Here is a 24178-nt window from a genome sequence, read left to right on the forward strand (position 1 = left end):
AAGGGCGTGGTGATGAGACTGAGCGTGGGTGGACGCCTGGCATTGGTGTCCCTGGGCGTCGTCGTGCTCGTCGCCGGCGTGCTGGCGGCGCTGCTGTCGGTGCAGTTGAGCGACTCCGGTCAGCGCGAGGCCGAGAAGGTCACCCGCTCCGTCGCCGAGACCCTCGCGCACGAGCCCGACGTCGCCGCTCTGGTCGTGCGGCGCGACTCCGGCGCCCTGCAGCCGATGGTCGAGCAGATCCTCCCCGACGCCGACCTGTCGTTCGTCACGATCATGACGCCCGACGGCATCCGTCTCACCCACCGCAACAGGTCCGAGATCGGCGAGCAGTACCTCGGTTCGCGATCGGAGGCGCTTGCCGGCCAGACGCACACCGAGGTCTACGACGGAACCCTCGGGCCCTCGGTGCGCACCATCGTCCCGATCCGCGACGGGGGCGATGAGAGCGGCGACATCGTGGGCCTGGTCGCCGTCGGCGTCACCCTCGGCGCCGTGCAGCAGGACCTCGCCGCTCGCGCACCGCTGATCGTCCTGGCATCCGCCGCCATCGTCGGCATGGGGATACTGGGAGCCCTCTACGTCCGACAGAGCGCACGACGCGTGACCGGCTCGTACACGCCCGCCGAGTTGTCGCGTCTCGTCGAGAGCTACGAGACGGTGCTGCACTCACTGCGCGAGGGGCTCGTGGTCACCGACCGCGCCGGGCGCATCGTGCTCTACAACGACGAGGCCGCCGACCTGCTGGGCCTGCCCCCGGCCCGCTCGGGGCAGGTATCGCTCGACCCCCGCGAGATCGAGATGGACGCCGGTCTCGCCGAGGCCATCGCGAGCGGTCGACGCATGGTCGAAGAGACCGTCGTCAACGGGGAGCGGGTGCTGCTGGTCAACCAGGAGGAGGCGCGCGATCTGGCGGGCCGGCGCGCTCCGGAACGCGGTCGGGTCATGACCTTGCGCGACCGGTCGGAGCTGCAGGCGCTGCTCGGCGAGCTCGAGGGAGTCCGCACGCTCAGCGACACCCTGCGCTCGCAGACCCACGAACACGGCAACCGCCTGCACGCGCTGCTGGCCCTGCTCGAGCTCGGGCGCATCGACGAAGCCCGCCGTCTGATCGTGGCCTCGACCGGCGAACGCCAGGAGCTCGCCGACCGCCTGGTCTCGGACGACGAGGACGCCGTGGTGGTCGCCCTGCTGCTGGGCAAACTCGACGAGGCCGCCGAGCGCGGCGTGCACCTCGACCTCGACGTCGCCGAGCCGACGCCCGCGCTGCCGCTCCCCGCGGCCGAGGCGGTGACGGTGGTGGGAAACCTCGTCGATAACGCTCTGGATGCCGCGGCGGCCGGCGCCGAACCCCGCTGGGTGCACGCGGCGCTTCGCGCAGGCGGGGGCGACGTGGTGCTCGAGGTGTCCGACAGCGGCACCGGGTTCGACCCCGCGCTCGCCGATCCCTTCGCGTTCGGCGCGTCCACCAAGCCGGCGCACTCCCCCGGAGGCCGCGGTGTCGGTCTCGCCCTCGTGCGCGACATCGTCGCGGCGCACGGCGGCACGCTGCAGGTGGTGGAGGACCCCACGACCGTGCGCGTTTTCCTTCCCGCCGGCGCCGAGGAGGTGGCGCCGTGATCAGGGTGCTGGTCGTCGACGACGACGCGCTGGCGTTGGAGCTGCATTCCGCCTACGTCGCTCGAGTGCCCGGTTTCGAGGTCGCCGGTCATGCCGCGGGAGCCCGCGCGGCGCTCACCGCCCTGAGCGATCCCGAGCGCCGTATCGACCTCGTCCTTCTCGACATGACGATGCCTGACGGCACCGGTCTCGACGTCGCCCGACGCGTGCGCGCGATGGGGTCTCGCGTCGACATCATCGCCGTCACCGCGGTCCGAGATGCCGCGACCGTGCGCGCGGCGGTCTCGATCGGCGTCGTGCAGTACCTCATCAAGCCCTTCGCGTTCGCCGCGTTCCGCGAGCGTCTCGAGGCGTACCGGTCCTACGTCGAGGGCCTGGATCGCGCGGCGGGAGAGGCGACGCAGTCCGAGGTCGACGCGCTGCTGGGCACGCTTCGGACCATCGCCGCGCCGACCCTGCCGAAGGGCCTGAGCGACGAGACGCTGCAGGCCGTGGCGGAGCGCGTGCGCACGGCCTCCGGAGCGGTGTCGTCGACCGAGGTCGGCGAGAGCGAGGGCATGTCGCGCGTCACCGCCCGGCGCTACCTCGAGCACCTCGCCGACGTCGGTCGCGTCCGCCGCGAACCCCGCTACGGCGGCCAGGGCCGCCCCGAGATCACCTACGCCTGGCTCCGCGGCTAGCGGCGGCCCACCCTCGTCGAGTAACCACGACACGCCGCACGCCGGTGCGGGCCATCGGCGTGTCGTGGACACTCAACCGCGGGGACGCGGGTCAGAGGTCGAACGCCGCGCGTACGCCCTCGTTCACCACGACGCCGGCGCGCACGTTCAGGCCCTTGGCGAGGGCGGGATCGGCGGATGCCGCGGCCTCCCACCCCCGGTCGGCGATGCGCGTGATGTAGGGCAGGGTGGCGTTCGACAGGGCCCGGGTCGAGGTGTGCGGCACCGCGCCGGGCATGTTCGCGACGCAGTAGTACAGCGAATCGTGGACGCGAAAGGTCGGCTCGTCGTGCGTCGTGGGACGCGAGCCCTCGAAGCAGCCGCCCTGGTCGATCGCGATGTCGACGAGGACCGAGCCGGGCTTCATCGCCGCCACCATGTCGTCGGTGACGAGCTTGGGCGCGGCGGCCCCGGGGATGAGGACCGAGCCGATGACGAGGTCGGCGTCGGCCAGCTGCTCGGCGATCTCGAGGCGGGTCGAGGCGCGGGTCTCGATCGCGCCGCCGAAGCGCTCCTCGAGCTGACGCAGCTTGGGCAGCGAGATGTCGACGACCGTCACACGGGCACCGAGACCGAGAGCGTTCGCCGCGGCGTGCTCGCCGGCGACGCCGCCGCCGATGACGACCACCTTGGCCCGCGGGGTGCCGGGCACACCGCCGGGGAGCAGACCCCGACCACCCGAGGCGCGCAGCAGGTTGTGGGCGCCCTCGATGATCGACAGACGTCCGGCGACCTCGCTCATCGGCGCCAGCAACGGCAGGGCGCGATCGGCGGTCTGCACGGTCTCGTAGGCGACGGCCGTGGTCCCCGCGGCCATGAGCGCGTCGGTCAGCGGCCGGTCGGCGGCGAGGTGCAGGTAGGTGAAGAGGGTGAGATCAGCGCGCAGAAACCGGTATTCGGGGGCGATCGGCTCCTTGACCTTGACCAGGAGTTCGGCGCGTGCCCAGGTCTCGTCGGCGGTGGCGACGATCTCGGCGCCCGCGGCGCGGTACTGCTCGTCGGCGAAGCCGCTGCCCTCGCCCGCGCCCGCCTGGACGAGCACCTCGTGGCCGCGGTGGACGAGCGCATCGACTCCCGCGGGTGTCATCGCGACGCGGTTTTCGTTGTTCTTGATCTCGGTGGGCACGCAGACGCGCATGGGTTCCTCCTCGAGCGGATGAGCGTTGCGGAGAGAATCGCAGAAAAGCGTGTTTCCGTGGTGTTTCCCCGAAGAAGATTCGGTATCTACGGCGAGGACGGCGATATCATCGGATGCCGAGGGCTTCTTCGGTCCTCTGAAACGAAGGATCTGCGATGGCCGGGGACGATCTGCACCCGCTCGACGCCCTGATGATAGAGCTGCTGTCCGCCGACGCCCGCATGACGAACGCCGCGCTCGCCGAGGCGCTCGGGGTCGCGGCATCCACCGCTCATACCCGTCTGCGGGGGCTCATCGACCGCGGTCTGCTCACCGGCTTCCACGCCGCCGTCGACCAGAGCCGTCTCGGCCGGGGCCTGCAGGCGATCGTGGGCGTGACGCTACGACCGGGGCAGCGCCAGGAGAGCATTCGCGCGTTCGCGCACGAGATCCGCCGCCATCCGGACGTGATCCAGCTGTTCTTCCTGGGCGGGGCGGACGACTTCCTCGTGCACATCGCGGTCGACGATTCCTCGGCCGTGCGCCGCTTCGTCGTCGACCACCTCTCGGCCCGGCACAGCGTGGCCTCCACCCGCACGAGCATCATCTTCGAGTACCACCGCAACGCGCTGGCGGCGGATTTCGACTGACCCCGCCCGGGTCGATAGTCCCCGGCACGGTCGCCGTCAAGACGGCCGGCGTACCAGACGGCGCCGCCATGATGAGACCCGGGGGGGGGGTTTCATGGTGCTGTCGATCGGCGTAGCCGTCATGTGCGTGGTGTTGGCGATCGGCGTGGTCTGCGTGATCCTCCCGCGCATCGGCAGCGCGGGCGCTCTCGGTGTGTTCCTGAGGGTCGGAGCCCTCTCGGGAGCGGTCTCGGTCGGTGCGGCCGTGCTGGACATCATGGCGTCGAACGGAGCCGGAGACCTGACCCGGGTCGCCGCCGACACCACGATGATCCTCGCCCCCGCGCTGCTGTGCGCCGCCCTCGTCGTGACGCCCGATCGCCCCCTCACCCGATCCCTGCCGATCGCGGTGGCCGTCGCCGCCGTGGCCGCCCTGAGCTTCACCCTCGCGCCCGCCGCGGTCACGACGATCAAGGCGTTCACCCTCGCCCTCGCCTGCGGCCTCTGCGCCGTCCTGGCGTTCCGGGCGAGCGCGCTGCCCCGCCGATCCCGCTTCGTGCTCACCACCGCGATGGGCGCATACGCGCTGTACTCCACGGCTCGTGGCGTCCTCTCGCTCGAAAGCGACTCGTTCGACCCCGTGTTCTCGCCCACCGGTGTCATCGTGGCCGGCATCTCGGTGATGCTGTTGACCGGGGTCTCGATCGTCATCATCGGTCTGCCCTCCGCGGGCGCTGTCGCCGGGGGCCGCCGCCGGGGGGCCTCGATCTCGATCGGCGACTGGAATCTCGCCACCGCCGCCTTCGGCCGCGAACGCGTCCGCGTTCTGCTGCTCGATCTGCGCCGGGCCGCGCGAGACCTCGACCCCGCGACCGTCGACTCGCCGCACGGCGTGGAGACCTCTGTGCCGTCGGCGATATCCGCGCTGCGGGAGCGCTTGGCCGCCGACTACGGCTGGCGCCCCGAGGAGGTCGAGTTGCTCACCGACGCGACACCCCGGCGGCGGCCGCGGATCACCGTCTGAGCGCTCGCACCCGCACGCGCGTTGCCTCGGCAGCGTCATCGAGCGGTGCCGTCGCGCGGCTGCTCCGCAGCAGGTCTGAGAGCAACCGCGAGCCCCGAACCGTCGGGCTGCGCACCCGATCGCGGCCTCAGCGCACCGCGGCCGCGATCGCCGCGATGTCGGCGGGCGTCGAACGGCAGCACCCGCCCACCAGACGCGCGCCGGCGGCGACCCACGAAGGTGCCGCGTCGGCCAGGGGCGCCGTACCGCCATGCCAGGTGCGTGTGGCGGCGTCCCACCTCTCACCGGTGTTCGGATACGCCAGGAGCGGGATGCCGCCAGCCTCGGCGAGCGCGGGAAGCACCGTCTCGGGCGCGCAGCAGTTGACGCCCACGGCGAGCACGCTCGAGACAGATGCCGCGGTGCGCAGGGCCTCGGCGCGGGCGCCTCGGTGCGCGTAACCGGTGCTGTCGGCGGAGACGCTGACGAAGGCGGGGACACCGAGACCATCGAGTTCGAGGGCGAGCGCCTCCACCTCGAGAACGGAGGGGATGGTCTCGACGGCGAGGAGGTCGGCACCCGATTCGGCGAGAACGTGCAGGCGGCGGCGATGGGCGCTGCGCAGCTCGTCGAGACTCAGCCCGTAGGAGCCGGTGTACTCACTGCCGTCGGCGCGCAGGGCACCCACCGGACCGACGGAGGCCGCGACCGCCACATCGCCGGCCTCTCGCGCGAGAGACACCGAGCGGCGCAGGAGCGCCTCGACCTCGGCATCCGGGATCTCTCCCCCGAAACCCAGCTGGTACGAGGCGGTGATGACGACCTCGGCTCCCGCGGCGACGAACTCGGCGTGGGCCGCGCGCACCTCGTCGGGCTCGTCTCGCAGCACGCGGGCCGACCACAGCGCGGAGGTGACGTCGTTACCGCGCGCCTCGAGCAGGGTGCCCAGGCCGCCGTCGAGGACGACGGGGCGTCGGGTCACGGTGGTGATGAGGTCGATCACGCCTCGTGCGTCTCGCCCGCCGCGAGCACGCGCAGAGCACTCGCGAGCAGGGCCTGGTCGTGTCGGCTGACATCGCGGAGCGCGTCGGCTTCGAGGCGGACGAGCTCGGTCATCGCCGCGTCCACGCGCTCGATGCCCTCGGCGGTGATCGCGACGAGGATCGCTCGGCCGTCGGAGGGATTGGGGCGGCGATTGACGAGTCCGCGCTCGGCGAGCTTGTCGAGGCGGTTCGTCATGGCGGCGCTGCCGATCATGGTCGCTGTGATCAGGCGCGTTGCGCTGAGCTCGGTGCCGGCGCGGCGGAGCACGGCGAGAACGTCGAACTCCCAGACGGCGATGTCGGCGCTGGCGAAGGCTTTGGCGCGGAGCTTCGACAGGTGGAAGGCCGCGCGGCGCAGGCGCGACATCACGTCGAGGGGCGTCAGGTCGACGTCGGGCAGCAACTGCGACCAGGCGTCGATGAGGAGGTCGACCTCGTCGTCTTTACTGCTGGCAGTGGGCACACCTCGACGGTACCCGAGCCGCGGGGTGGTGCGGCGCGCGACGGGCGGAGCGGGCGTTTCGCGCGCCCCGGGAAGGAACTCGTCGAGTGTCCAGAACACGTCGCGTCGGCACGGTCCCGCGCGGCGTGTTCTGGGCACTCGACGCGGGCGGGCACCGGATGCCGGGGCCACGCGCGGCTCAGCGCGAGCGCGGCGGCGCGGTCGTCGCCCGCGCGACGAGGCGCGTCGGGAGCTCGATGTGCGTCTCGGGCAGGGTCTCCCCGGCCAGCAGCGCGAGCACCATCCGCACGGCCTCGGCGCCGAGGCGCTTCATCGGCTGGCGGACCGTGGTCAGGGCGGGTTGCGCGCGGGCGGCCTCGGGCACGTCGTCGAAACCGACCACCGACAGATCGCCGGGCACGCTCAACCCCCGCGCGGCGGCGACCTCGATGATCGACAGCGCCGAGAGATCGTTGGCGGCGAACACCGCCGTGGGCGGGTCGTCGAGCGAGAGCATGGCCTCGGCGGCTTCGCGCGCGACGTCCTGCTCGTAGCGTCCGACGCCGACCAGCGCGGAGTCGAACGGGATCCCCGCGGCGGCGAGCCCCGCGCGGTACCCCGAGGCGCGGGCGACCGCGGAGCGCAGATCGGGCCGCCCCGCGATGAAGCCGATGCGCCGGTGACCGAGCTGCACGAGATAGTGCACGGCCTGCTGCGCGCCGGTGTAGCTGTCGGACTCGACGGTCGGCAGGTCTCCCCGGCCCGTGTGCGGGTCGATGGCCACGATGGGCACCTCTCCCGAGACGTTGACGACCGTGGGCGTGACGATGATCGCCGCATCGATGAGCGTGCCGCTCAGCCGGCTCAGCGAGCGGCGCTCCCAGCCCTCGCCGTCGCGACGCGCGCCCGTGTAGGCCAAGAGGTCGTACCCGGTGTCGGACAGGGCTCCCCCGACGCCCTTGAGGATCTCGGCGGAGAACGGCTCGATGTCGGCCACGAGCACGCCGATCACCCCCGTCCGACGCGAGCGCATGCTGCTGGCGACGAGGCTCGACTCGTACCCGAGGGTCTTCACGGCGTCCAGGACCCGCCCCACGGTCTCGGGCGACACCCCGTAGCGCCCGTTCACCGCCTTCGACACCGTGGCCACCGAGACCCCGGCCGCCGCGGCGACGTCGTGGATGGTCGCGCGCCTCGTCATGGCATCCGACCATAGCGTGGAAAACATTTTCGAAAACGTTTGACGTTCGCGCGAGCCCCGGGCGACACTGCTCACACCTCGGCGGGCAGCAGACCCCGAGAAGCGCACGAACGGCGAAGCAGCCGAACACCGACGCGTCCCACGGCGCACCTCGACGAAGAGAAACGGGAATCACATGAACACGCGCAAAATCCTCGCCGGAGCGGCCCTCGCCGTCGCCGGAACACTCGCCCTCGGTGGCTGCGCCGCGGGCGGCGGCGGCCAGAACGCCGACGGTTCGGTCACGCTGACGCTGTGGCACAACTCCACCACGGGTGACGGCAAGAAGTACTGGGAGGACACGGCCGCGGCGTTCGAGGCGGCGAATCCCGGCGTCACGATCGAGATCCAGGCCCTGCAGAACGAAGAGATGGACGGCAAGCTCCAGACCGCCCTCAACTCGGGCGACGCCCCCGACCTGTTCATGGCGCGCGGCGGCGGCAAGCTCGCCGACATCGTCGCGGCCGGCCAGGCGATGGACCTCACCGACAAGATCACGCCCGAGGTCAAGACCGCTCTCGGCAACTCGCTCGGCGCCTTCGAGGTCGACGGCAAGAACTACGGCATGCCCGTCGCCGTGCTCCCCTCGGGCATCTTCACCTCGCAGGATCTCCTGTCCGCGGCGGGCGTCTCCGCCGCCCCCGAGACGATCGACGAGTTGCAGGCCGCCGACGCGAAGATCCGCGCCACGGGCGTCGCCCCGATCGCCGTGGGCGCGAAGGACGCCTGGCCCGCGGCCCACTGGTACTACAACTTCGCGCTGCGCGCCTGCTCGAAGGACGTCCTGGACACCGCGGCGCAGAGCCGCAGCTTCGACGACCCGTGCTGGCTGCAGGCGGGTGAGAACCTCGAGTCGTTCCTGAAGACCCAGCCCTTCAACGACGGCTTCCTCACCACGGCGGCCCAGCAGGGTGCCGGTTCGTCGGCGGGCCTGCTCGCCAACCACCAGGCCGCCATGGAGCTCATGGGTGCCTGGAACCCCGGCGTGATCGCCTCGCTCACGCCCGATGAGAAGCCCCTCGCCGACCTCGGTTGGTTCCCCTTCCCCGAGGTTCCCGGCGGCAAGGGCGAAGAGGGCGCGATCATGGGCGGCGTCGACGGCTACTCGTGCTGGGTCAACGCCCCGGCGCAGTGCACCGACTTCCTGAACTTCCTCGTCAACAAGGAGAACCAGGAGAAGTACGCCGCGGCCTTCCAGACCATCCCCGCCTCGAGCGAGGCGACGGATGCCGTCACCACCCCCGCCCTGCAGTCCGCGCTGAAGGCGTACACCGACGCCCCCTACGTCTCGGTCTGGCTCGACACCCTGTACGGACAGAACGTCGGCAACGCCCTGAACGTCGCCGTCGTCGACCTGTTCGCCGGCAAGGGCAGCCCGCAGGGCATCGTCGACGCCGTCAACGCCGCCGCTTCCCGCTGAGGACGCCGACCATGACCACCCAGCTCGCCACCTCGGCGACCGACGCCGGGTCAGGCCGCCCGGCCGGGGAGGGCGCCACACGCGCCCCCTCGGCCGGGCGGCCGACCGCGCGGCGGCGGCTCGAGAACTGGCGCATCCGCGGCGAACTCGCGATCCTCCTGGGCCCCGCCCTGGTGGTGTTCGTGTCGTTCGTCATCCTGCCCGTCGCCCTCGCCGCCTACTACGGCTTCTACAAGTGGTCGGGCTTCGGCGCTCCCGTCGACTTCGTGGGGCTGCGAAACTACATCACCATCCTCACCGACCCGGCCTTCCACGAGGCCCTCGGCCACAACGCGTTCATCGTCGTCGGATCCCTCGTGCTGCAGGGACCTCTCGCGCTGGGCCTCGCGCTGCTGCTGAATCGCAAGATGCGCGCGCAGTCGCTCATCCGCGTGCTGATCTTCGTGCCCTACGTCATCTCCGAGGTCGTCGTGGGTCTCGGTTGGGGCCTCATGCTGCAGTCGGGCGGCGCGCTCAACGGGGCTCTGGAGAAGATCGGGCTCGGCTCGCTCCGCGCGGACTGGATCTCCGATCCGGCGCTGGCGATCTGGACGCTGCTCATCATCATCACGTGGAAGTACATCGGCTTCGCCGTGATCCTCTTCCTCGCCGGTCTCCAGGGCATTCCCGAAGAGCTGAGCGAGGCCGCCGCGATCGACGGTGCCTCGTACTGGCAGATCCAGCGCCACATCGTCCTGCCCCTCATGGGACCGACGATCCGCATCTGGGCGTTCCTGTCGATCATCGGCTCCCTCCAGCTGTTCGACCTCGTCTGGATCGTCTGGGGTCAGTACGTCGCCTCCACGGCGGGGACCTCCACGATGGCCACCTACATGGTCGCCAACGGTCGCAATGCCGGCAGCTTCGGCTACGGCAGCGCCGTGGCCGTGGTGATGTTCCTCATCTCGCTCGCCGTCGCCCTCGTCTATCAGCGCTTCGTGCTGCGGCGCGACACGGCCGGCGCTCTCACGGGAGGTTCGAAATGACCGCCACCGCCACCCTCGTCACCCCTCGCGGCGGGAGGACCCCGCGCCGACGCCCCGCCGGAGCGAACCGCGGCAGCTCGGTGCTCGTCGGCTTCGTCGCCCTGCTGCTGATCGGGATGATGCTCGCCCCGGTGGTCTACATCATCCTCGGCGGCTTCCGCTCGAACGCCGAGATCACCGTGGATCCCTCGGGCTTTCCCACCACCTGGAACTGGCAGAACTACGCCGACGTGCTCGCGAGCCCCGCGTTCTGGGGCCAGGTCGGCAACTCCGCGATCGCCGCGATCGCGACGACGGCGTTCGTCGTCGCGCTGGGCATGATGGCGGCCTACGGTCTGGCCCGGTATCGCTTCCGCGGGCGCGGAGCCGTGTACGCCCTGTTCACCGCGGGCCTGATGTTCCCGATGACCGTCGCGATCACGCCCCTGTACATCCTGGTGCGCAATCTCGGCCTGACGAACTCGCTCGCGGGCGTCATCGTGCCGCAGATCGCCTTCGCCCTGCCCCTGACGATCATCATCCTGTCGCCGTTCCTCGCCGCCATTCCGAGCGAGCTGCAGGAGGCCGCCTCGATCGACGGGCTCGGCCGCCTCGGCTTCTTCTGGCGCATGGTGCTGCCTCTCGCGGTGCCCGCGGTGGTGACGGTCGGCATCCTGGCCTTCGTCAACAGCTGGAACTCGTACATGCTGCCTCTGTTCATCCTCAACAACGAGGCCGCCTACACGCTGCCGCTGGGCACCCAGGCGTTCGCCTCGCAGTACTCGGTCGACACCGCCCGAGTACTCGCTTTCACCTCTCTGTCGATGATCCCCGCTCTGCTGTTCTTCAGCGTGTTCGAGCGACGGATCGTGGGCGGACTCACCGGTGCCGTGAAGGGCTGATCCCACGATGACCATTCAGAACACCGACGTCGGCGCTGCCCGCACACGGGGGATCACCCCTCGGGTGAAGGCCCTCGTGGCCGACATGACCCTCGACGAGAAGCTCGCCCAGCTCGTCGGGTACTGGGTCGACCAGGGCGACGAGGTCGTCGCCCCGCTCTCGGGCGAGAAGGTCACCTCCACCGCCTACGTGGATGCCACCGCTCACGGGCTCGGCCACCTCACGCGCGTCTACGGCACGCGGCCCGTCGACCCCGTCGAGCGCGCCGCCTGGCTGTGGGGCGAACAGCGCCGCCTGCAGGACGAGACGCGCCTGGGCATCCCGGCGCTCGTCCACGAGGAGTGCCTGACCGGGTTCGCGGCGTGGAAGGCCGCGACCTTCCCCACCCCCCTCGCCTGGGGAGCCTCTTTCGATCCGGATGCCGTGGAACTCATGGCATCCGCGATCGGTCGCTCGATGCGCGAGGTGGGGGTTCACCAGGGCCTGGCGCCGGTGCTCGACGTCGTACGCGACGCCCGATGGGGCCGGGTCGACGAGTGCATCGCCGAGGACCCCTACGTCGTCGGGACCATCGGAACGGCCTACGTGCGCGGGCTGCAGGCGGCGGGCGTGCACGCGACGCTCAAGCACTTCGTGGGCTACTCCGCCTCACGCGCCGGCCGCAACCACGCACCCGTGTCGGCCGGCCGGCGCGAGCTGCAGGATGTCTTCCTCCCCCCGTTCGAGATGGCCGTGCGCGACGGCGGGGTGCGCAGCGTCATGAACTCGTACACCGAGATCGACGGCGTACCGGTGGCCTCGAACCCCGAGCTGTTGACGGATCTGCTGCGCCGACGCTGGGGCTTCGACGGCACGGTCGTCTCCGACTACTTCGCCGTCGAGTTCCTCCGATCGATGCACGGGATCGCGGCCGACCGCGGCGAGGCCGCGCAACTCGCCCTCGAGGCGGGGATCGACGTCGAACTCCCGGGGCCCGACGCGTATCCGCACCTGGCCGAGCGGGTGGCATCCGGAGCCCTCCCCGAAGCCGTGGTCGACCGTGCCGTCCTGCGCGTGCTGGCCGAGAAGGAGGATCTCGGGCTGCTGGATGCCGACTTCTCCTCGGCCCCGACCGCTGTCGACCTCGACGACGCCGAGCACCGCGCGCTCGCGCGCCGTCTGGCCGAGGAGTCCGTCGTACTCTTGCGCAACGAGGGCGTGCTGCCGCTCGCCTCAGCCGGACGGATCGCGCTGATCGGCCCGAACGCCGACAGTACCGACGCGCTGATGGGCTGCTACTCGTTCGCGAACCACGTGCTCGCTCACCACCCGAGCTTCCCGCTCGGCTTCTCACTGCCGACCGTGCGCGAGGCTCTCGTCGAGCGCTTCGGCGAGATCGCGTACGCCGAGGGGTGCACGGTCGAGGGGACCGATCTCTCGGGTCTGGATACGGCGGCCGCCCTCGCCCGCGACGCCGAGGTGGCGATCGTCGTCGTCGGCGACCGCGCCGGGCTCTTCGGGCGCGGAACCGTCGGCGAGGGCAACGACGCCGACTCCCTCGACCTGCCGGGCGTGCAACGCCAGCTCGTCGAGGCGGTCGTGGCGACGGGAACCCCTGTCGTACTCGTCCTGCTGACGGGCCGTCCGTACGCCCTGGACTGGGCGCTCGACACCGCGGGCGGTCCCGCCGCGGTGCTGCAGGCGTTCTTCCCCGGTGAGGAGGGCGCGCCGGCGCTGGCAGCGCTGTTGGCGGGGGATGCCACTCCCTCGGGCCGTCTGCCCGTCTCGCTCCCCCGTTCGGCAGGCGCGCAGCCGTACTCGTACCTGCACCCGCTGCTCGGCGGACCCTCGGGGGTGACCAGCACCGACCCGACTCCGGTGCGGCCGTTCGGGTTCGGGCTGTCTTACACGTCGTTCGCGCGCGGGGAGCTGCGGGCGGACGGGGTCGCGTCCGCCGGAGCGGTACCCGCCGAGGGCGTCGGCCTGAGCGTCGAGCGGGGCGCCGGTGTGCCGGCATCCGGAGCTTCTGCCGAGGTGCGCGCCGGTGACGCGTTCACCGTGTCGGCGCGCGTGACGAACACCGGAGACCGGCACGGGGCGGACGTCGTGCAGGTGTACGCGCACCGCGCGGTGGCCAGCGTCACACGCCCGGTGGCGCAGCTCGTGGCGTACGCGCGGGTCGAGCTCGCGCCCGGCGAAAGCGCCGAGGTGCGCTTCACCGTGCCCGCCTCGCGGCTGGCCTACAGCGACCGTTCGATGCGGCGCGTCGTCGAGGCGGGCGAGGTGGAGCTGCGGCTCGGGTCCTCGTGCGCCGACGTCGACGAGGCGGTGGCGCTGCGGATCGTCGGGCCGACGTACGAGCTGGGCGTCGAGGACGCGCGGATCGTCGAGGTCGAGGTGCGGCGGGGCTGACGGCGCGGGCGGGGTGCGAGACAGACCACCGCATCGGCTCTCGCACCGGTTTTTACACCTGCTCGGAACCGCGCGGCGAGCAGTGGCGGCCGGTGACGTACGCAGCCCCGCGCTTCAGCTGGTGCTGTCGAGGATGAGTCGTGTCGCTTCGTGGGGAACGTCCCACTGCGGAAAGTGGCCGCATCGTTCGAACCAGTGCAGCGAAGCGTCGGGGAACAGGTGGGTGGCGCGATCGGCCTGTTTGGGCACGGTCACCAGATCGCGCCGACCCCACCCGATCGTGACCCGGCCGGGTACCGTGCCCGCGGGGGCGCCCTGTTGCAGGGGGCCCTTGGTGAGGGCATTCATGGCGGCTCCGACCGAGGGGGAATCGGCCAGTCCGCGCACGTCCGGCAGCACCGTTTCCCGCGAAAGGACCCACGGTCGCGCTGACAATTGCGCCAGAAGAACCGTCCGTCCGACGGGGTTACTGAGCAAGGCGGGCAGAACGCCGCGCAATGCGCGAACCAGCACGATCGACGGCCGCAGCGTGGCGGCGAAGACCGCGCGCTCGCGGGGACTCCAGAACCCGCCAGGGTCCAAAGCGACGCTGTCCCCGCCTACTCCGCGCCGAGCAAGCTCGAGCACGATTCGGCCGCCCATCGATTGCCCGACGGTTGAGACCCCCTCCAGTCCCTGCTCGCGGATGAAGTCCGCGACGGAGTCGGCCAGCGTGGCAATCGAGACGTCACCGGGCAGCGGCGGTGTCTCACCGAATCCCGGCAGGTCGACGGCGATGACCTCACGGTGCCGGGCCAGCTCATCGAGGATCGGAGTCCAGGATCGCCAGCCTGCGCCCAGGCCGTGCACCAGCAGCAGTGGGCTGCCAGTCCCGCGTCGAACATGATTCAGCGTCATGTTCGCAACGCTAACCCGGGTACTTTTCGAGCGCTCGGCGACTCGGACGATTGCGTCGGGCAGCATCGAGGCGTATAAGAGGGAGCTGCGTTTTCTCAGCGAGCGCCACGGTCACTACGGTGCCGCCCGGCGTGGGCGCCGGGTTCGGGTTTTCACGGCCGGCGGGATGCCAGGAAGTCAGCCGTCGCGTTCAGGAGCCGGTCGGCGTCGTCCCGCGTGTTGTATGGCGCAAGCCCGACACGGAGAGCACCACCATCGCCGAGTCCGAGTCGTCGTGAGGCCTCGATGGCGTAGAAGTGACTGACCGGGGCATTGATGTCGCGGCTCGCGAGAAAACGGGCGAGTTCCTGATCGCGACCGCCGGCGACCGAGACGAACAGGGTCGGAGACCGACGCGCGGCACGCGAGTGCACGGTGAGGTCGCCGAAGGCGGCGAAGCCGGTCTCGATGACTTCTCGCAGGTCGGTCTCATGCTCGTCGATCGCCTCGACCGCTCGGACGAGGCGTTCGCGGCGGGTTCCCTCGGGGCCGCCGATCGCGGCGATGAAATCGACCGCGGCAGTCGTGCCGGCCATCAGCTCATAGGGCAGGGTGCCGAGCTCGTATCGTTCGGGATCGGTGTTCGGCGAGGTCGCCAGCTTGTCGGGCTGCAGCTGGCCGAGAAGATCCGATCGCATCGTGACGGCCGCACAGTGCGGGCCGAGGAACTTGTACGGCGAGCAGACGAAGAAGTCCGCACCGAGCGCGGGGACATCCACCAACGCGTGTGCGGCGTAATGCACGCCGTCGACGTACAACAGCGCTCCGACGCCATGGACCGCCTCGGCGATCCGGGGGATGTCCGGCATGGTGCCGAGGACGTTGGATGCGGCGGTGACCGCCACCAGCCTGGTGCGCTCCGAGAGCTGCTCGCGAACGGCATCCGTCGACAGCTCTCCGGTCGCCGGGTCGAAGTCCACCCATCGGACGGTCACTCCGGTGCGTTCGGCCGCGATCAGCCAGGGCTGCGCATTGGAGTTGTGGTCCAGCCGGGTGACGACCACCTCGTCACCGGCCTTCCACGTCCGCGAGATGGCACGAGAGAGATCGAACGTGAGCGCCGTCGCGCTTCGACCGAAGACGACCGTCTGGCTCGGGACGTTCAAGAAATCTCCGAGTGCGGACCGGCACGCCTCGACGATGCTCGTGGCGTTGCGCTCGGCTTGAGTGACGAGACCCCGGTTGGCGAGCGGCGCGAGAAGCGCCTCGCCGATGGCGGCAGCGACGCTGGTCGGAGTCTGCGTCCCGCCGGGGCTGTCGAAGAAGGCGGTGCCGCCACGAAGCGCGGGGAAGTGCGAACGGATGTCGTCGACATCCAGCGTCGAGGGGACCGTGGAGGGCTTCATGACTCTTCTTTCGCGGGTTGCGTGACCGGTGTGTCGAGGTGCGGGCTCTGTCCCCCGCCTGGGGCAACGAATGACGCTGTCGTCCATCGTGGCCGCTCGCCCCGTTCGCGTAAACTGATGCTTTCTAAAGGGAGAGTTCACTCTTTATGAATGACTCGATGAACCTCCGGTGGTTGCGCAGCTTCACGGCCGTCGTGGAACACGGTTCCATGGCGGCCGCAGCCGCGGAACTGGGATACGTGCCGTCGGCGATCACCCAGCACATCGCCGGACTCGAACGGGCGTTGGGGGTGGAACTGCTCGTCCGCCGACCCGGGAGTCGGATCGCCATCACGGCCGCCGGCCGCGCCCTCTTGGCGGCCACCGGTCCGCTGCTGATCGCCAACTCCGAATTCTCCGACAGCCTGCGTTCGATAAGCCGCTCCGAGGCCCCCGATCTCACGCTGGGAACGCACGGAACGGCACTGCAGTACTTGCTTCCGCGCGTCTTCTCGTCCCTGCAGAAGGACCCTTCCTGGCCGCGTGTGAACGTTCGCGAAATGGAGACGCCGGATGCCATCCCCCTTGTGCGATCCGGGGCGCTCGATCTGCTCGTCGGCTACCGGTACCTGCCCGCAGACTCGCCGCTGGCCGACGATCCGCTGACGGTGACGCTGGTGCACAGGGAGCCCATGCTGCTGGTGGCCGCGCCGGAGGCGGGTCTGACATTCGAGGAACTGGTCGACAAGGATTGGGCCCTCGGGCATCGCTCTCTGGGAGATCGACGTCTTCTGGGCTCCTGGTCGGAGCGCTTGCGCTTTCGTTTCCACGTGGCCTTCGAGAGCTCGGACCCGAATTGCCTGCTGACTCTTGCGAGCGAGGGCCTCGCGGTCAGTGTGGTGCCCGCCACCGTCGTCGCCGCGGGACTCGAGCGGGGCCTTCGCGTACAGATCGTGCCCCCTCCTGCCGGGATCGAGCCCTGGCATCGGGAGATCCTGGTGGTCACGCGCCCGTCGTTCCAGCCTCCCTTCCTTCCGGGGTTCATCGAGGGCCTGCGGGCCGGCCTGGATGCCGCGGAGAGGACGATCGAGACCTCCCGCCAGGGGTGACTCTCTGCGATTCGGCCCGCCGCGGGACTCCGCCTTCCACAACCCGACCGCAGCCCCCTGCCGAGCTGAAGGCCACCCCGCAAGAGACCGACGGGGTGCCGCGGGAGCGGCGACCGTCTCTCTCGCCCCACGCAGGAGAGCCCTCGCCGCCAGAACCACCGCCGTCAACGGGGAACGACACGGCCGAGACGGCGCGTTAGCGTGGATCCACGTCGTCGACGCCGCGAGAGGACCGCTTTGCTCCACAACGAGACCACTCCCCCGGCATTCGCCGCGCGCCCGGAGCACGTTAACGTCGACCAAGGCGCCGTCGTCGGCAACCCGGCATCCCGCGTGCATCCCGACCACGACGACGCTCGCGCCGACCCGTGGTCGATCGATCTGGAGCGCATTCAGTTCTCGCCGTACTTCTCTCGCCTGTCGGCCGTCACGCAGGTCGTGTCGCCGTCGATCGGCGGGGCACCCGTGCACAATCGACTGACCCACACGCTCAAGGTCAGCGCGATCGCACGCGTCGTCGCCCTGCAGCTCAACACGCGCTCGCGGCAGGCCGGCGAGGGCGACGTCTGCAACGCCACGGTCGTCGAGGCCGCGGCCTACGCCCACGACCTCGGGCACCCGCCCTTCGGCCACCTCGGCGAGACCACCCTCGACCGCCTCGCGCGCGAGGAACTGGGCCTGCCCGACGGCTTCGAGGGCAACGCGCAGACCTACCGCATCCTGACCGCTCTCGACGTCGTCGAGAACGCCCCCCGCGGACTCAACCTCACCGCGGCCGTGCGTACCGCCTCGGCGAAGTACCCGTGGGCGCCGTCGGTCGACGCGGCCGACGTCGAGCGGATCGGCCCGCCCCGCGGCATCCGTCGCTCTCCCGACGGCGCGTACCGGGTGCACAAGTACTCGGCGTACGACCTCGACCTCGAGGACCTCGTCGAGGCCCGGCACGGGGTCGATGCCGAGCCCTGCTGCGCCAGAGCATCGAGGGCGCCGTGATGGATCTCGCCGACGACATCGCGTACTCGGTGCACGACGTCGACGACTTCTACCGAGCGGGGATCCTCGACCACGCGCCCATCGCGGCGGAGTTCCGCGGCTGGCTCGACGACGTGCTCGAGTGGCGCGACCGCGACGACACCGAGGTGCGCGCCGAGCTCATGCCCGGGGCCGGTCTCGAGCGCCTGCGTCGGAAGATGCGCCGCGACGACCCGTGGATCGCCGACGACGAGGCCTTCCTCGCCGCCGTCAGCGACGTGGATGCCGAGATGGTCACCGACCTGCTCGCCCGCCCCTTCGACGGCTCTCTGACGGCCGAGCGCCGGCTCGCGGCCTTCACCGATCGGTGGATCCGCCGGTTCCAGGAGTCGGCGCGTCTGCGCCCCCTCGACACCCCGCGGGCCGGGCCCGTCGTGCTCTCGCCGTGGGCCTGGCACCACGTCGAGGTGCTGAAGTTCGTGCACAAGCGCTTCGTGCTGAGCCGCCCCGACCTGGCGATCCAGCAGCGCGGGATGAGTCGCATCCTCGCCCGCTCGGTGCGGGCGCTGGGCGAATGGCTCGACGACGACCTCGATCGCGCGCGCACCCCGCGGCGTCTGCGCGAACTCATCGCCCTGGCCCGCGAGCAGTACGCGACCCTGCCCGCGGAACGTCGCCCTTCGGATGCCGACGCCGAACGCCTCGCGCGCTCCCGCGGGATCGTCGACTACGTGGCATCGCTCACCGACTCTCAGGCCTTCGCGCTGTCGGAGGCGATCTCGGGGCGTGCCGACCGCCTGTGGGCGCTGGGGCAGCGACTGTAGGGCCGAGCGCCGGCGGATGCCAGGGCGTCTGCGACCTCAGGGGATCAGGCGGGCCGCACGATACCGCTCGAACAAGCGCGTGAACGAGTCGCGCGTGCGGTGATGCTCGGTGAAGCCCGCCAGGCGGCTCTTCGACATGTCGGTCATCACCTCGATGTCGCGTCCGAGATCGGCATCCGTGTGCCACCACGATGCGACGCGCTCCAGGTCGGGCTCGACGAGACCGTGCTGCGCGACGATCTCGGCCCACACCGGTGCCGCGTCGGCCATCTGCTGCGCGAACGGTCGGGGGGAGGTGTCGAAGCCCTCGGCCTCCACGCCGAGGTCTGCGGCGATGCGCGGCCACATCCAGCGCCAGCGGAACACGTCGCCGTTGGCCGTGTTGAACGCCTCGTCGGCACCCTCGGGATGAGTCGCCGCCCACACCATCTGATTCGCCAACAGATCGGCATCGGTCACATCGGTGAGGCCGTTCCACTGCGTCTCGCTGCCGGGGAAGACGAGCGGGCGACCCGTGTGACGGCTGATCGCCGCGGCCACGGCGATCGTGAGGCCCATGTTCATCGCGTTGCCGACCGCGTGCCCGAGCACGGTGTGCGAGCGGTGCACCGACCAGGTGAAGCCCTGGCGCTGTGCTGCGGCAAACAGCTCATCCTCTTGCGCGTAGTAGAAGTTGTCGACGTCGAGCCGCGGCTCGTCCTCGTGGAACGGCGTGTCGGGCATTTCGCCCTGGCCGTAGGCCGCGAAGGGCCCGAGGTAGTGCTTCAGTCCAGTCATCAGCGCGACGTGACGCACCGGCGCGTCGGCGAGCGCCGCGAGCAGATCGCGCACCATTCCGCCGTTGACGGCGATGTTCTCGGCCTCGGTGTCCTGCCGCGACCACGCGGTGAAGAAGACGTGCGTGAGAGGGACACCCCGCAGCGCCGACGTCAGCGCCTCGAGCGAGCGCAGATCCGCCGACCGCCAGGTCACTCCCGGTCGCGCCGCCCCGGCCCGTCGCGACAGCGCCGTCACCTCCCAGCCATCGTCGATCAGTCGATCCAGCAGGGCGCCGCCGGCGATACCGGTCGCGCCCACCACGAGGGCATGTGAGGAGTCAGTCAAAACGAGGGTTCCCATCGGTCGAGGTGAACGAGGGGCAACCGTGGTTGCTCGGCGGGTATTCCTCGCCTGCTCGTCGCTCCCCAGATCCGTGCCGCTTCGGCCGCCCACCGCGCGGCGCCGGCGTCCTACGCGCCGACGGCGTCGCCCCGCTCGGTCGGCTTACGCCGCGACCCCGGATGCCACGGCATCCATGTCCCGAAAAAGGCGGCTCGAGCACCCTGAAGGCCGCACGATCCGGGACACGACCCCACCGAGACCGGGACGGGGCGCTCACGCGCGGAGCGCGCACCCCGCGAACGAGATGTGCCCCGGATCCCGGGCAGCCCACCGCCACCAGGGATCCGGGGCACGGTCCGCTCGCCGAGGCGGTAAGGGGCACCTCGGCGAGCGGGGCGCGTTCCGAGCGAACGGAACGGGCACGTGCCGCACCGCCCCGGGGCTCGCGCTCCCGGGGCGGCGGGGATCAGAGGCCCTGGGCCAGGCGGTAGTACGCCTGGTTCCAGCGCAGCTCGCTCTGGAAGCCGCGGACCGTGGTGTCGTCGTCGATCACGACGAGCTCGGTCTTCGCGATCTCGGCGAAGTCGCGGAACACCTCGATGCCCACGGCCGTCGTCATGACGGTGTGGTGAGCGGCACCGGCGGCGAGCCAGCAGCCGGCCGAGGTCGCGAAGTCGGGGGCGGGCTTCCAGACCGCGCGGCCCACGGGCAGCTTCGGCAGGTCGGGCGCGTCGACGTTCTCGACGACGTTGGCCACCAGGCGGAAGCGGTCGCGCATGTCGCTCATCGCGACGACGAGCGCGGGACCCGCGTCGGCGGTGAAGACCAGGCGCACCGGGTCGTCCTTGCCGCCGATGCCGAGCTCGTGGATCTCGAGGCGAGGCTTCTTCGACGTCAGCGAGGGCGAGACCTCGAGCATGTGCGCGCCGAGGATGCGCTCCTGCCCGGGGACGAGGTCGTAGGTGTAGTCCTCCATGAGCGAGGCACCGCCGGGAAGGCCCGCGCCCATCACGTTCGCGACGCGCACGAGGATCGCCGTCTTCCAGTCGCCCTCGGCGCCGAAACCGTACCCCTCGGCCATGAGGCGCTGCACCGCGAGACCCGGCAGTTGCTTGAGCGCGCCGAGGTCTTCGAACGAGGTGGTGAAAGCGCCGAAGCCACCTTCCTCGAGGAACGAGCGCAGGCCCAGCTCGATCGCCGCACCGTCGCGCAGCGACTGGTGGCGCGCGCCCCCGGGGAGGAGCTCGTCGACGACGTCGTAGCTGTCGACGTACTCCTGCACGAGCGCGTCGACATCGGCATCCGACGCCGCCTCGACGGCCTCGACGAGCTCATTGACGCCCCACGTGTTGACCTGCACGCCGAAACGCAGCTCGGCCTCGGTCTTGTCGCCCTCGGTGACGGCGACGAAGCGCATGTTGTCGCCGAAGCGCGCGAGCTTGAGGGTGCGGGCGGCGGTCCAGCCGGCGGCGGCGCGCTCCCAGTCCTCGATCTGCTGGCGCACGGCCGGGTTGGAGACGTGACCGACGACGGTCTTGCGCGCGACTCCCAGACGCGTCTGGATGTACCCGAACTCGCGGTCGCCGTGGGCGGCCTGGTTGAGGTTCATGAAATCGAAGTCGATGTCGTTCCACGGCAGCTCGACGTTGGCCTGCGTGTGCAGGTGCAGCAGCGGCTTCTGGAGGGCGTCGAGCCCCGAGATCCACATCTTCGCGGGGCTGAAGGTGTGCATCCAGGCGATCACGCCGATGACGTCGTCGCGGCCGTTGATCTCCAGCGCCATGCGTCGGATGCTGTCGGAGTCCTTCAGCACGGGCTTCCAGACGACCTTCACGGGCAGGCCGTTCAGGCCCTCGACGACGGCCTGCGACTGCTCGGCGACCTGCTTCAGCGTCTCTTCGCCGTAGAGGTTCTGGCTGCCGGTGACGAACCAGACCTCGTAGCCGCCGAGGTCGTTCTTGAGGGGAGTGCGGGTCATGTCTTTTCCTTCGTGAGGGGTCTTCAAAGGGATGCCACGGCGGCGGCCTCGACGGCGAGCCCGGCGCGATAGCGGTCGAGGTAGGACGAGAAGCCGGCGACATCGGCGGGTTCGGGCTCGGCGGTGACGATCGGGGCGGTGGCGAACACCGTCTCGCGCAGCCACGTGTCGAGGTCGCGACCCGACTCGTCGGCGACATAGGCCGCGAGCACGGCCATGCCCCACGCGCCGCCCTCGGAGGCCGTCTCGGCGACGGCGACGGGTGCGTCGAGAGCCGCCGCGAGGAAGCGCTGGGCCACTCCCGCGGTGCGGAACATGCCGCCGTGCGCGTACATCTTGTCGAGCTGCACGCCTTCGCCGTGGAGCACGTCCATGCCGAGCGCGAGCGTGCCGAAGACGCCGTACAGCTGCGCGCGCATGAAGTTCGGCAAGGTCAGGCGGCTGTCGGGCGTGCGCACCACGAGCGGGCGCCCCTCGTCGAGGCCCGCGATGGGCTCTCCGGCGAGGTGGTTGTAGGCGAGGAGCCCGCCGGCGTCGGCCTCGCCGTTCAGCGCCGCCTCGAAGAGCGCCGTGTACGTGGCATCCGGCGTCACCGGGGTGCCGGCCGCGGCGGCGAACGCGGTGAACATGTCCGCCCAGGCGGCGAGCTCGCTCGCGCCGTTGTTGCAGTGGACCATGGCGACCGCATCGCCCGACGGCGTCGTGACGAGGTCGAGCTCGTGGTGCACCCGGCTCAACGGGCGTTCGAGCACGACCATCGCGAAGATGCTCGTGCCGGCACTGACGTTGCCCGTGCGGGGAGCGACGGCGCAGGTTGCGACCATGCCGGTGCCCGCGTCGCCCTCGGGAGGAGCGAACGGGATGCCGGGACGCAGGGTTCCGGTCGGGTCGAGGAGCTGGGCTCCCTCCGGCGTGAGGGCGCCCGCGGCCGTACCCGCGACGAGCACCTTCGGCAGCAGGGCTTCGAGGGCGGGGATCCGCCCGGCGGCGAGCGCGTCGTAGCGGGCGACGAGCTCGGCGTCGTAGTCGCGGGTCGCGGAGTCGATGGGGAACATGCCCGAGGCATCCCCCACGCCCAGCACCTTCTCGCCGGTGAGCTTCCCGTGCACGTAGCCGGCGAGGGTGGTGAGGAAGCGGATCTCGGGCACGTGGGGCTCGGCATCGACGACGGCCTGGTGCAGGTGCGCGATCGACCACCGCAGCGGGATGTTCACGCCCAGTAGCTCGGTGAGCTCGGCGGCCGCGACACCGGTGTTGGTGTTGCGCCACGTGCGGAAGGGGGCGAGCAGCTCGCCCTCGGCGTCGAACGCGAGGTAGCCGTGCATCATCGCCGACACACCCATCGCGGCGTAGCGCTCGGGAGTGACGCCGAAGCGCTGCTGCACGTCGGCGACCAGTGCGGCGTACGCGGCCTGCAGGCCCGACCACACGGCATCCAGCGAGTAGGTCCAGAGCTTGTCGGCGTAGACGTTCTCCCACTCGTGGGATCCGGTCGCCAGCACCTCGGCATCGGGGCCGATCAGGCACGCCTTGATGCGGGTGGAGCCGAGCTCGATGCCGAGGCTGGCCCGGCCGTCAGTGATGTGCGCGTTCATCGGCGGTCGTCCGTGCTCTGTCCGTAGACGTTCTGGTAGCGGTTGTAGAGGGCGTCGATCTTGTCCTGCGGGATCGGGATGAGCGGGCCCGCCTCGCGCGCGATGTGCACGGTACGGGCGACGTCTTCGAGCATGACGGCGGCCTTCACGGCATCCTTCGCGTTCGTGCCGATCGTGAAGGGGCCGTGGTTCTGCATGATGACGCCGCGCGAGCGGTGGCCGCGCAGGGTCTCGACGATGCCGCGACCGATCGAGTCGTCGCCGATGATCGCGAAGGGGCCGACCGGGATGGGACCGCCGAACTCGTCGGCCATCGCCGTGATGACGCAGGGGATCTCTTCGCCGCGGGCCGCCCACGCGACGCCGTAGGTCGAGTGCGTGTGCACGACGCCGCCGACCTCGGGCATGTGGCGGTACACGTAGGCGTGGGCCGCGGTGTCGCTCGAGGGGCTGCGCTCGGAACCGGGGGTGCCGGGGCTGGCGTTGCCGTCGAGGTCGCAGAGGATCATGTTCTCGGGAGCGAGGTCGTCGTACGAGACGCCGGACGGCTTGATCACGAAGAGGTCGGCACCGGGCACGCGACCCGAGACGTTGCCGCCGGTCCAGACGATGAGGTTGTAGCGCACGAGCTCGGCGTGCAGCTTGGCGACGTCGGCGCGCACGGCGTCGATCGCCTGCTGCACCTCGGGCGTGAACGGGGCGGCGTCGGACACGCGGTCTCCTTCGACGGTGGTTCGGGTGGCGGGGCGCGGCGCCCTCGCGTCGCAATGTTACCGGTAACATCGCCGCGGCGCGAGAGCTTCATGAGCC

21 protein-coding genes are annotated in these 24178 nt (G+C 70.7%); 11 read left to right on the top strand and 10 right to left on the bottom strand.

Going from position 1 to position 24178, the window contains the following annotated elements:
• Positions 1–12: 12 nt before the first annotated feature.
• Both QE454_RS03435 and QE454_RS03440 read left to right on the top strand, forming a co-directional pair.
• The gene (locus QE454_RS03435; RefSeq protein ID WP_307461174.1) at positions 13–1617 is read left to right on the top strand and encodes an ATP-binding protein; all 1605 of its coding nucleotides are present in this window, start codon (positions 13–15) and stop codon (positions 1615–1617) included.
• Complete coding sequence (locus QE454_RS03440; protein ID WP_210072912.1) at positions 1614–2297, top strand: response regulator; 684 nt, start codon at positions 1614–1616, stop codon at positions 2295–2297. The genes QE454_RS03435 and QE454_RS03440 overlap by 4 nt, the downstream gene beginning before the upstream one ends.
• A gap of 91 nt (positions 2298–2388) precedes the next feature.
• On the opposite strand, the gene ald is transcribed toward QE454_RS03440, so the two are convergent.
• Positions 2389–3474, bottom strand: coding sequence for an alanine dehydrogenase (gene ald / locus QE454_RS03445; RefSeq protein WP_307458124.1), 1086 nt, complete (start codon positions 3472–3474; stop codon positions 2389–2391).
• Between the two features lie 155 nt (positions 3475–3629).
• Here ald and QE454_RS03450 point away from each other — a divergent pair, with 155 nt between their 5' ends.
• Both QE454_RS03450 and QE454_RS03455 read left to right on the top strand, forming a co-directional pair.
• Positions 3630–4103, top strand: a complete 474-nt coding sequence (locus QE454_RS03450) for an Lrp/AsnC family transcriptional regulator (RefSeq protein ID WP_307458121.1) — start codon at positions 3630–3632, stop codon at positions 4101–4103.
• 94 nt (positions 4104–4197) lie between these two features.
• A complete protein-coding gene (locus tag QE454_RS03455) occupies positions 4198–5106 on the top strand; it encodes a hypothetical protein (protein ID WP_307458119.1) in 909 nt (302 codons plus the stop codon).
• 127 nt (positions 5107–5233) lie between these two features.
• On the opposite strand, the gene mmuM is transcribed toward QE454_RS03455, so the two are convergent.
• From mmuM to QE454_RS03470, 3 genes are all read right to left on the bottom strand, one after another.
• Positions 5234–6088 (bottom strand): homocysteine S-methyltransferase, encoded by an 855-nt coding sequence (gene mmuM, locus QE454_RS03460; RefSeq protein ID WP_307458116.1) that lies wholly within the window; start codon positions 6086–6088, stop codon positions 5234–5236.
• On the bottom strand, positions 6085–6591 hold the full coding sequence (locus QE454_RS03465) for a MarR family winged helix-turn-helix transcriptional regulator (protein ID WP_210072902.1): 507 nt from the start codon (positions 6589–6591) through the stop codon (positions 6085–6087). The genes mmuM and QE454_RS03465 overlap by 4 nt, the downstream gene beginning before the upstream one ends.
• A gap of 178 nt (positions 6592–6769) precedes the next feature.
• The gene (locus QE454_RS03470; RefSeq protein WP_267788122.1) at positions 6770–7771 is read right to left on the bottom strand and encodes a LacI family DNA-binding transcriptional regulator; all 1002 of its coding nucleotides are present in this window, start codon (positions 7769–7771) and stop codon (positions 6770–6772) included.
• A 175-nt stretch (positions 7772–7946) separates the two neighbouring features.
• Here QE454_RS03470 and QE454_RS03475 point away from each other — a divergent pair, with 175 nt between their 5' ends.
• From QE454_RS03475 to QE454_RS03490, 4 genes are read left to right on the top strand one after another with little or no spacing between them, the layout of a single operon-like run.
• Positions 7947–9230: an extracellular solute-binding protein gene (locus QE454_RS03475; RefSeq protein WP_210072900.1), complete on the top strand. Its 1284-nt coding sequence runs from the start codon at positions 7947–7949 to the stop codon at positions 9228–9230.
• Positions 9231–9241: 11 nt separating this feature from the next.
• Positions 9242–10255: a carbohydrate ABC transporter permease gene (locus QE454_RS03480; protein WP_307313187.1), complete on the top strand. Its 1014-nt coding sequence runs from the start codon at positions 9242–9244 to the stop codon at positions 10253–10255.
• Complete coding sequence (locus QE454_RS03485; protein WP_210072896.1) at positions 10252–11136, top strand: carbohydrate ABC transporter permease; 885 nt, start codon at positions 10252–10254, stop codon at positions 11134–11136. Before QE454_RS03480 ends, QE454_RS03485 begins: the two co-directional genes overlap by 4 nt.
• 7 nt (positions 11137–11143) lie before the next feature.
• Complete coding sequence (locus tag QE454_RS03490; RefSeq protein ID WP_307458112.1) at positions 11144–13528, top strand: glycoside hydrolase family 3 N-terminal domain-containing protein; 2385 nt, start codon at positions 11144–11146, stop codon at positions 13526–13528.
• A gap of 114 nt (positions 13529–13642) precedes the next feature.
• On the opposite strand, the gene QE454_RS03495 is transcribed toward QE454_RS03490, so the two are convergent.
• Together QE454_RS03495 and QE454_RS03500 are read right to left on the bottom strand one after the other, a co-directional pair.
• Positions 13643–14425 carry an alpha/beta fold hydrolase gene (locus tag QE454_RS03495; RefSeq protein WP_307458109.1) on the bottom strand — a complete coding sequence of 261 codons (783 nt, stop codon included), beginning with the start codon at positions 14423–14425 and terminating at the stop codon, positions 13643–13645.
• Between the two features lie 152 nt (positions 14426–14577).
• Positions 14578–15810, bottom strand: coding sequence for a cysteine desulfurase-like protein (locus tag QE454_RS03500; RefSeq protein WP_307458106.1), 1233 nt, complete (start codon positions 15808–15810; stop codon positions 14578–14580).
• A gap of 146 nt (positions 15811–15956) precedes the next feature.
• Here QE454_RS03500 and QE454_RS03505 point away from each other — a divergent pair, with 146 nt between their 5' ends.
• The 3 genes from QE454_RS03505 (at position 15957) to QE454_RS03515 (ending at position 18694) form a co-directional block, all read left to right on the top strand.
• Positions 15957–16898, top strand: coding sequence for a LysR family transcriptional regulator (locus QE454_RS03505; RefSeq protein WP_307458103.1), 942 nt, complete (start codon positions 15957–15959; stop codon positions 16896–16898).
• 237 nt (positions 16899–17135) lie between these two features.
• Positions 17136–17891, top strand: a complete 756-nt coding sequence (locus tag QE454_RS03510) for an HD domain-containing protein (protein WP_309668517.1) — start codon at positions 17136–17138, stop codon at positions 17889–17891.
• The gene (locus tag QE454_RS03515) at positions 17891–18694 is read left to right on the top strand and encodes a hypothetical protein (RefSeq protein ID WP_309668518.1); all 804 of its coding nucleotides are present in this window, start codon (positions 17891–17893) and stop codon (positions 18692–18694) included. Before QE454_RS03510 ends, QE454_RS03515 begins: the two co-directional genes overlap by 1 nt.
• Positions 18695–18730: 36 nt before the next feature.
• On the opposite strand, the gene QE454_RS03520 is transcribed toward QE454_RS03515, so the two are convergent.
• The 4 genes from QE454_RS03520 to QE454_RS03535 all read right to left on the bottom strand — a co-directional run bounded on the left by QE454_RS03520 (position 18731) and on the right by QE454_RS03535 (position 24081).
• Positions 18731–19813, bottom strand: coding sequence for an SDR family oxidoreductase (locus tag QE454_RS03520; RefSeq protein ID WP_309668519.1), 1083 nt, complete (start codon positions 19811–19813; stop codon positions 18731–18733).
• A 448-nt stretch (positions 19814–20261) separates the two neighbouring features.
• Entirely contained in the window at positions 20262–21773 is a 1512-nt protein-coding gene (gene araA, locus QE454_RS03525; RefSeq protein WP_307458094.1) for an L-arabinose isomerase, read from the bottom strand.
• 23 nt (positions 21774–21796) lie between these two features.
• Positions 21797–23368 (bottom strand): xylulokinase, encoded by a 1572-nt coding sequence (locus QE454_RS03530; protein ID WP_307313208.1) that lies wholly within the window; start codon positions 23366–23368, stop codon positions 21797–21799.
• Positions 23365–24081, bottom strand: coding sequence for an L-ribulose-5-phosphate 4-epimerase (locus QE454_RS03535; protein ID WP_307458091.1), 717 nt, complete (start codon positions 24079–24081; stop codon positions 23365–23367). Before QE454_RS03535 ends, QE454_RS03530 begins: the two co-directional genes overlap by 4 nt.
• Between the last annotated feature and the right edge of the window lie 97 nt (positions 24082–24178).

The organism is Microbacterium sp. SORGH_AS_0454 (genome assembly GCF_031453395.1).
Taxonomy (GTDB): Bacteria; Actinomycetota; Actinomycetes; order Actinomycetales; family Microbacteriaceae; genus Microbacterium.